Annotated in this window: 7 protein-coding genes; all 7 read right to left on the bottom strand. The window is 66.0% G+C overall.

Annotated elements, in window-relative coordinates; all coding sequences use genetic code 11:
* Positions 1 to 17 precede the first annotated feature (17 nt).
* The 7 genes from U858_RS0110920 to U858_RS0110950 all read right to left on the bottom strand — a co-directional run bounded on the left by U858_RS0110920 (position 18) and on the right by U858_RS0110950 (position 6,195).
* On the bottom strand, positions 18 to 890 hold the full coding sequence (locus tag U858_RS0110920) for a UDP-2,3-diacylglucosamine diphosphatase (protein WP_025137194.1): 873 nt from the start codon (positions 888 to 890) through the stop codon (positions 18 to 20).
* 139 nt (positions 891 to 1,029) lie between these two features.
* Positions 1,030 to 1,755, bottom strand: coding sequence for a site-2 protease family protein (locus tag U858_RS0110925; RefSeq protein ID WP_025137195.1), 726 nt, complete (start codon positions 1,753 to 1,755; stop codon positions 1,030 to 1,032).
* 20 nt (positions 1,756 to 1,775) lie between these two features.
* Positions 1,776 to 2,684, bottom strand: coding sequence for a DUF2167 domain-containing protein (locus tag U858_RS0110930; protein WP_025137196.1), 909 nt, complete (start codon positions 2,682 to 2,684; stop codon positions 1,776 to 1,778).
* Between the two features lie 149 nt (positions 2,685 to 2,833).
* Entirely contained in the window at positions 2,834 to 3,349 is a 516-nt protein-coding gene (locus tag U858_RS0110935) for an RDD family protein (RefSeq protein WP_025137197.1), read from the bottom strand.
* A gap of 124 nt (positions 3,350 to 3,473) precedes the next feature.
* Positions 3,474 to 3,662 (bottom strand): hypothetical protein, encoded by a 189-nt coding sequence (locus tag U858_RS0110940; RefSeq protein ID WP_006393542.1) that lies wholly within the window; start codon positions 3,660 to 3,662, stop codon positions 3,474 to 3,476.
* A gap of 251 nt (positions 3,663 to 3,913) precedes the next feature.
* Positions 3,914 to 5,299: a class I SAM-dependent RNA methyltransferase gene (locus U858_RS33650; protein ID WP_369797656.1), complete on the bottom strand. Its 1,386-nt coding sequence runs from the start codon at positions 5,297 to 5,299 to the stop codon at positions 3,914 to 3,916.
* 467 nt (positions 5,300 to 5,766) lie between these two features.
* Positions 5,767 to 6,195 (bottom strand): CopD family protein, encoded by a 429-nt coding sequence (locus tag U858_RS0110950; RefSeq protein ID WP_175191078.1) that lies wholly within the window; start codon positions 6,193 to 6,195, stop codon positions 5,767 to 5,769.
* Positions 6,196 to 6,291 lie beyond the last annotated feature (96 nt).

A 6,291-nucleotide genomic window follows, 5' to 3' on the forward strand; every position in this document is an offset into this window, starting at 1 on the left:
GGGACGTATAAGGGTTATCACGGGTGTTTGCCCTGACGGCGCAGGGCGGAGGGCAGCGCGGGCAGCGACAGGGAACGCGGCTTGCGCTGGGTCGGGTCGGCCTGCCGTTCGGCCTGGATGGCGGCCCAGTCCAGCAGCTGCAACTGGCCGTCGTGGGTCTCGGCCAGCGCCGACAGGCTTTCCACCCAGTCGCCGTCGTTGCAGTAGAGGATGCCGCCCACGTCGCGCAGTTCGGCCTTGTGGATGTGGCCGCAGACCACCCCGTCCAGGCCGCGGCGGCGGGCTTCGCCAGCCAGCGCTTCCTCGAAGTCGGTGATGAACGACACCGCATTCTTGACCTTGTGCTTCAGGTACTGCGACAGCGACCAGTAGTGCAGGCCCATGCGGTGGCGCAGGCGGTTGAAGTGGTGATTGATCCACAACGCCAATTGGTAGAGGCCGTCGCCCAGGTGCGCCAGCCAGCGGCTGTGCTGGATCACGCCGTCGAACTGGTCGCCGTGCAGCACCAGCAGGCGCAGGCCCTTGGCGGTCACGTGCACGTCTTCGTCCAGAATCTCGATGTCGCCGAAGGCGAAGCCCGCGAATTCGCGGGCGAATTCGTCGTGGTTGCCGGGGATGAACACTACCCGGGTGCCGTTGCGCGCCTTGCGCAGGATGCGCTGGATCACGTCGTTGTGGGCGCGCGGCCAGTGCCAGTGCTTGCGCAACTGCCAGCCGTCGACGATGTCGCCCACCAGGTAGAGGGTGTCGGAGTCGTTGTGCTCAAGGAAATCCAGCAGGAATTCTGCCTTGCACCCGGCGGTACCCAGGTGAATGTCGGAAATCCAGAGAGCGCGCCAGTGCGTGGGGCGGATTTCGTTCACGGTCGTATCCATGTGGGCTGTCGTCATGCCTGGGAATGAGACCATCCCGCGATGACGGGGACATGAAGAATCCGTGACGCTGTTGTGACCGCGGCGCCATTTATGCGCGCCGAAGTGTCGTTCAATGGGTGCGTGGGGGGGGCGTCAGGCAGGCGCCATGCGCCAATCAGCCGCGCAGATGCCCCAGCATCTCGTGCACGTCGTGGGCCATGATGGCCAGCACGCACACCAGGCCCAGGTAGGCGCAGGTGTAGGTCAGCTTGCTTTCCAGCGTGGTGCCGTAATAGGCCTGGTTCTCGGGCAGCGTGGGATCGTACTTGAAGGCCCGCAGCACATTGGGAAAGGCCAGCACGGCCACCAGGATCAGGATGGGGCTGGGACGCCAGAAGAACAGCGCCACCAGCACCGGCACGCCCACCAGCCAGATGCGCGGCGACAGCACCGCGGTGATGCGGCCGCCGTCAAAGGGTGACAGCGGGATCAGGTTGAACAGATTGATGAAGAAGCCCGCATACGACAGCGCCAGCAGCAGGTCACTGCCGGTGCTGCGCGCGGCAAAATAGCAGGCCAGCGACGCCACGGTGCCCGCCAGCGGGCCACCCAGGCCCACATAGGCCTCGGTGGCCGCGTCATGCGGCATGTCCTTGAGCTGGATCCAGGCGCCCACGAAGGGAATGAATACCGGCGCGCCCACATCCAGGCCACGCTGGCGCGCCGCAATGTAGTGCCCCATTTCGTGCAGCAACAGCAAGAGGACAAAGCCCGCCGCGTAGCGCCAGCCGAACACCAGGGCATACGCGGCCACCGACAGCAGCATGGTGCCGCCGGTGGCCAGCAGCTTGCCGAACTTCAGGTACTTGAAGCCAGACAGCAACAACAGGATCAGCTTCATCGTTCAGGACGCCAGCCGGCTCAGGGTTGGGCCTGATCGGCCTTCTTGCCGCGCATGCGCTTCCACAGACCGCCACCCAGGGCCGCGGCCGCCAGGATGCCGACCTTGGCGAACTTGGCCAGGAAGGCGGCGATGACCGCGAACAGGCCCAGCTTCTTGGCGGCCACGCCGGCCACCAGCGCGGCCAGGCCGTATTCGGCCACCTTGTCGGTCGACGAATTGAAATCGGCGTAGCGCTTGCCTTCGACGTACTTCAGGTTGTCCAGCAGCGTCAGCACGGCGGTCTTGTCCTTGGGCACCAGGCTCTTCTGGGTGATCAGGTCCAGCGTGATGTAGCCGTCACGGCCCAGCGCATAGGTGTTGTAGTTGACCGTGGGGTTGTCGTTGGCGGTGTCGCCCTTGTGCTTGACGGCCACCGACCAGACCAGGCGCTGCGAGTTGCTGTCGTACTTGGGCGATTCGACCCAGCCGTCCATCACCAGTTCGGGAAAGCCGCGTTTCTTGCGTTCTTCGTTGGACTGGTCGGTGCCTTCACGCAGGCTGTCCAGCAGCTCGTTGACGTTCCAGTTCTTGGCGTCGTCGTCCTTGATATAGCCGGCCTTGTCGAAGTTCACGGTGATGACCCAGTCGTCATCGTCGCTCTTGGGCATGACCACGCCCAGCAGCGAGGGATCCTTGCCGTTGCCGTAGGCGGCCATCAGGCGGTCGGCCTGGGCGCGCGGTACGAAGAACATGGATTCAGGCAGGTGCACCACGGCCTGGTCGCCCAGCTTGACGTCGGCCGGGCCTTCCTGGGCGGCGGCGAAGGCGGCTTTCATGGCCGCTTCGATTTCCTGCTGCGCGGCGGCGTTCTGGGCGGAGGCGCCCAGCGGCAGGAACAACAGCACGCTGGCGGCGGCCAGCGACAGGCGGGAAAGGAAAGCGCGCATGATTTTTTTGAGGCGTCTGTGAAAGGGGCCTCATTGTCTTTGCGACTGACTTTCAACTTTCTGAAAGCATGCGTCGAATTCGGCGCACGATTTTGCTATTTGTAAGCAGGTATGTTCAGCGGGCGGTCAGCGCCCGCGTTGGTGCGATATCAGCGCGCTTTCTTGCGTTGCGGCGCATTGCGCAGGCGGGTGCCCAGGATGCGGTCGTGCAGGAACTGGCCGTCGGGGTCGAACCAGGACCAGACGAAGATCGCGAAGGGGGCCGCGACGATGAACATGTCCACCGACGCCCAGCCCGTGGCCATGGCGGCCAGCTTGACCAGCGCGGCGCCCGCCAGCACCAGCGGCCAGGCCAGCACGTAGCGCAACACCAGGCGCGGGGTGGACGGCGTGTTGCCGTCGCGGTCGACCAGCCGGATGTTCCAGGTCTTCATGGGCAAGGTCTGCCCACGGCGGCGCCAGCACAGCACGAAATAGGCGCCGATGGCCACGAACAGCCAGGCCTGGCGGGCCGATCGCAGTTCCAGCGCATTCTTGCTCTGGGTCAGCGTGTCCATCAAGTAGCCTGCCAGGAACACCACGCCAAACAGCAGCACGGCTTCGTACATCATGCAGGCAAACCGGCGCAGCCGGTTGGGAGTCTGGTCAAGGAGGGTGTCGGTCATGGGCCGGTATTATCCGACAAAGCGGCCGACCATAAAAAAAACCCGCCGGTAAGGGCGGGTCTATAAAAGGGGCTATGCAGCCCCCAAGGGGAAAACGGTCAGGCCCGAGGGCCTGGGGCCATGCTCAGGCGGCGGAGTGCGCGTTCTTGGCGCTCGTCTTGCCAGCCAGGGCACGGACGCCGTGGGCCAGCTTACGCAGGCCTGCGGCCAACGCACGCATCGGATGCGGGCGGAATTGTTCTTCGATGGCCTGGAGCATCAGTTGACGCTCGAGTTCGTCGGTCAGGCGGATGGTGTTGTTCGGGTTGATCACAATAGCCTCCACGGGCTTGCTCAGTTGTTTAGCTACTAGGGATTACCCGAATTATAGGGTTAACCCTGAAACTGTGCAAGCGTCCGGTGCATTTCGGCAACACCATGGTGCTGATGATGCCCCAAATCGGCGCTGCGGGGCACCATAAGCAAAGATACGGGCGCCATGTTGCGGCGCTTTTACAACGAGCAGGGAGCGGGGTCAGGCAGGCCGCCGCCCAGGGGCAAGCCCCCGGGCGGGGTAGGGAAAGGTCAGGCGTCGCGGTAGCCGGCGGCGACCAGCTCGAAGCCGAACAGGCGGCAGTCCAGGGCGCCGTTGTGCAGGGGCACGCGGCGCTTGGGTTTCAGGCGCATCTGGTTGGGCAGGGTCATGTCGCTGGTGATGACGTGCAATTGCCAGCCGGCGAAGTTGCGCTTCAGGCAGGTGGCCCAGTCGCGCCACAGGTCGGCGTCCGGCTCGGTCAGCATGCGCTCGCCGTAGGGCGGGTTGGTGACGATCCAGCCGTGGTCGGCGGGGGCCTCGATCTGGCGGGCGTCACCCACTTCGAAACGGATGGAATCGGCCGTCAGCCAGGCGCGCTCGGCGTTGTTGCGGGCGAATTCCACGGCCTGGGGGTCCAGGTCGTAGCCGACCAGGGGCGCGTCCAGCTGCGGCAGGATGCGCGAGCGGGCGTCGTCCTTGAGGTCGCGCCAGCGGTAGGCGTCGTGGTCACGCAGGCGCTCGAAGCCGAACGGGCGCGAAATGCCGGGGGGCACGCCCAGGGCGATCCAGGCCGCTTCGATCAGGATGGTGCCGGACCCGCAGAAGGGGTCCAGGAGCGGCGCGGCCGGATCCCAGCCCGCCAGCGCCAGCATGCCGGCGGCCAGGTTTTCGCGCAGGGGCGCTTCGCCCTTGTCCAGGCGCCAGCCGCGCTTGAACAGCGATTCGCCTGAGGTGTCCAGGTACAGGGTGGCGGTGTGGCCGGTCAGGAACAGGTGCACGCGGGCATCGGGGCGCACGGTGTCGATGCTGGGGCGTTCGCCTTCCAGTTCGCGCAACCGGTCGCAGATGCCGTCCTTGGCGCGCAGGTTGCAGTACTGCAGGCTCTGCACGGGGCTCTTGATGGCGGAGGTGTCGACGCGCAGGGTCTGTTCGGCGCCGAACCAGCGTTCCCAGGGGGTGTCGCGGGCCAGGTCGAGGATGTCGTCTTCGTGCGAGATCTCGGCGTGGGCGACCTGCACCAGGATGCGGGTCGCCAGGCGCGAATACAGGTTGGCGCGCTGCACGCCGGACCAGTCGGCGGTGAACGAGCAGCCGGCGCGGCCGGCCTGGGCGTCTTCGTAGCCCAGCGCCTGCATTTCGGCGGTCAGGGCTTCTTCGAGGCCCTGCGGGCAGGGCGCGAACACTTTGAAGATTTCGGCCTGGCGGGTTTCGCGCGGACGGCGGCTGCGCACGTCGGCGACGGACTCGCGGTCGCGATGATCGTGATCGTGGCCGTGGTCGTGTGCGTCGTCGTGGCGGCCGGCCGAGGCGTGGCTCGCGTCGGCGGCGTCATCGTAGTCGGGTTCGGGCGCGAATTCGGGGGCGGGGCCGTCGTCTTCAAACGGGTCGTAGAAGCGGCCGGCCGGGGTGGCAGGCGCGATGTACTGGTCGTCCAGGCGGGGCGCACGCTGCTGCGGGCGGCCGGAACGGGGGCTGGGCGCGGCGTCGCGGCGCGGGTTGTCGTCGCGGTTGCGGTCGGACGACGGGCCACGGCTGCCGGGGCCTCGAGCCTCCTGGCCGCGCGAGGCCGGGCCGCGACCGGACGGGCTACGGTCGGAAGCGCCGCGGTCCGCGGAACCGCGGCCGCCGGCAGCGGGCTTGCGGGCGTAGCGTGCGGCTTCTCGCGCGGCTTCTTCTTGCTGGCGGCGTTGATAGCCTTCCGGGTCCTTCTGGCGTTCGATGCTTTCCTTGGTGCGCTCGTTCTGGGCGACCAGGCGGGCGCGGGCGCCGGTGCGCACGCGCTTGGGCGCCTCTTCGGCGTGCGCGTCGCGCGCGGTTTTCTTGATCGTCAGCGTCTTGCGCGGGCGGTCCTGGTCATCAGCGGACATACGAATCCTGGCGAATGTGCAAAGGGTAGGGGGAATCAGAAGGGTTTGACGACGACCAGCGCCACCACCACCAAGAGCAGCAAGACGGGAACTTCGTTGAACCAGCGATAGAACTTGTGCGAACGGGTGTTCTTGCCCTGTTCGAATTTTCGCAGCATGACGCCACAGGCGTGATGGTAGCCGATGACGAGCAGGACGAAAAAGAGCTTGGCGTGCATCCAGCCATTGCCGGGGCCGACACCGATGCCGTAGCCCAGGTAGAGCCACATGCCGAGGATGACGGCGATGACGGCCAGGATGGTGGTGAAGCGGTACAGGCGGCGGGCCATGCCCAGCAGGGTGACCTGGACGGCAGAGTCGGATTGCTGGGCGAGGTTGACGAAGATTCTGGGCAGGTAGAACAGGCCGGCGAACCAGGAGGCGATGAAGACGATGTGGAAGGTCTTTACCCAGAGCATTGCCATGGTTGGGGTCCGGTGGTTGTTTTGGGGGAGCTGGCATTGTAATGCTGGGGGGAGGGCATTCTTTTGGGGCGTTGTTCTTCTTCGTAGGTCGCCCCT

This window comes from Achromobacter sp. DH1f, from assembly GCF_000633435.1.
GTDB classification, from domain to species: domain Bacteria; phylum Pseudomonadota; class Gammaproteobacteria; order Burkholderiales; family Burkholderiaceae_B; genus Achromobacter; species Achromobacter deleyi.